The organism is Treponema endosymbiont of Eucomonympha sp. (assembly GCF_001028545.1).
The window spans coordinates 1-1,515 of the sequence record NZ_BBPW01000150.1; the positions used below are offsets into that span (position 1 = coordinate 1).

At 51.4% G+C, this 1,515-nt stretch carries 2 protein-coding genes and 1 pseudogene; all 3 read left to right on the forward strand.

Features of this window, described 5'->3' with window-relative positions:
* Positions 1 to 606 (forward strand): MvaI/BcnI family restriction endonuclease (locus AWU74_RS05465; RefSeq protein ID WP_062328422.1); only part of this gene is annotated, 606 nt, incomplete at its 5' end.
* The gene (locus AWU74_RS11680; protein WP_062328416.1) at positions 603 to 1,184 is read left to right on the forward strand and encodes a hypothetical protein; all 582 of its coding nucleotides are present in this window, start codon (positions 603 to 605) and stop codon (positions 1,182 to 1,184) included. The genes AWU74_RS05465 and AWU74_RS11680, both read left to right, overlap by 4 nt.
* Before the next feature lie 179 nt (positions 1,185 to 1,363).
* Positions 1,364 to 1,515, forward strand: a pseudogene (locus tag AWU74_RS10460) (transposase); the annotation flags it as partial.

Genomic DNA, 1,515 nt, shown 5'->3' on the forward strand with positions numbered 1-1,515 from the left:
CCGACAGGGGTTGGATATACATTTGAAACACTTTTGGGAATAAAGGAAAACAACAACGCTTGCCCCGATATTGAAGAGGCGGAAATAAAGACGCACCGAATAAAAGGGAATAACCTGATTACGCTGTTCACCTTTAATAACAAAGCGTGGAAAACGCCGCCATTAGAGGCGGTAAAAAAATACGGAAGTTTAGACAAAGACGGCAGACAGGGCTTGTACTATACAATGTCGCTAAAACCAAACAGCGCGGGGCTTTTTCTGTATGCAGACGACGCGGAAATTTCCGTGAGGCATATTTCGGGAACGGTTATCGCGGCGTGGCAATTACAGGCATTGGCGGCACGTTTTTTGCAAAAGATACCGGCGCTTATTTTCGTTTCGGCTTTTACCGAAGAACGGGGCGGCATAGAGTATTTTCATTTCTGCCGGGCACAGTTACTGAAAGGGACGAGCGCTGAATTATTAGCCGACCAATTCAAAGCGGAGCATATAGTAGTCGATTTGCGCCTGCCCGACAAAGGAACTATGGCGCGGAATCACGGCACCGGATTCCGCGCATTTGAAGACAAACTCCCGCTACTTTTCAAAACGGCGGACGATTTATGAAATATCCGGTGGTACGGAACACAAAGTACGATTACGCGGGGCAGTCTTACGCGTCGGCATATCCAAACCTGCATAAATATCCGGCGACGATGCTGCCGCAAATCGGTGTCGATATTCTGAAAGAGTGCGGCATTTCCCAAGGCGCTTTGCTTGACCCGTATTGCGGCTCCGGTTCCTCCTTCATGTGCGGGCTGCAGTGCGGATTAAGCGAAATGCACGGATTTGATATTAACCCGCTGGCGGTGCTGATTTCAAAGGTAAAATTTACCCGTCTGCCGGCTGACGCGCTTCTGGAAACAAAGCGCGTTTTGTTTTGCGCCGCCGCAAAAAACAATCATTCCCCGAATGCGTTTGACACGGACACGGCATATCCCTGCGTATGTGGCGCGCCTATTCGCGGAGACCGGCGAAGAGCTTTGAATGGACGCGCCGTCTATTCGCACGGACGCACCATATATTTGAATGCAAGCGGCATCCGCTCAAATGTGCGGCGCACAGTTTTGCGTAAATGCAAGGCAGCGGCGGTTTTGGAAACATGCTATGCTGCCGGAGACGGCAATTTTCAGAACGGATTTTAATCCGAAAGGGGCGAATGCCATGACAGAAAGTTTTATTTCGGTTAAAGACACGGATTTTCTTGAAAAAATAATCCTCCTCGCCTATACCGCTCCCCGCGCTGCCGGGTGGGGCGTCAACGCGGAAAAACTGACAGCACTGCGAAGCTTGCTTGCGGCGTTTAAAACGGCTTACGACGCGGCGCACGTGCGCTTCGTGGAGAGACATGCCGCCCGAATTCGGGAACTGGAACAGCATACACAAGCGGTTTTGCCGCCGGCGGGATAAGGGAATATGGAAAACGCCGGGCGGACGCCGCAACAGGCGAGCCTGCCGGGGATATCCGTATGATAG

Bases quoted from the DNA above. Each gene is read 5' to 3' on its own strand.
- AWU74_RS11680 (WP_062328416.1), top strand. From the start codon at position 603: ATGAAATATCCGGTGGTACGGAACACAAAGTACGATTACGCGGGGCAG.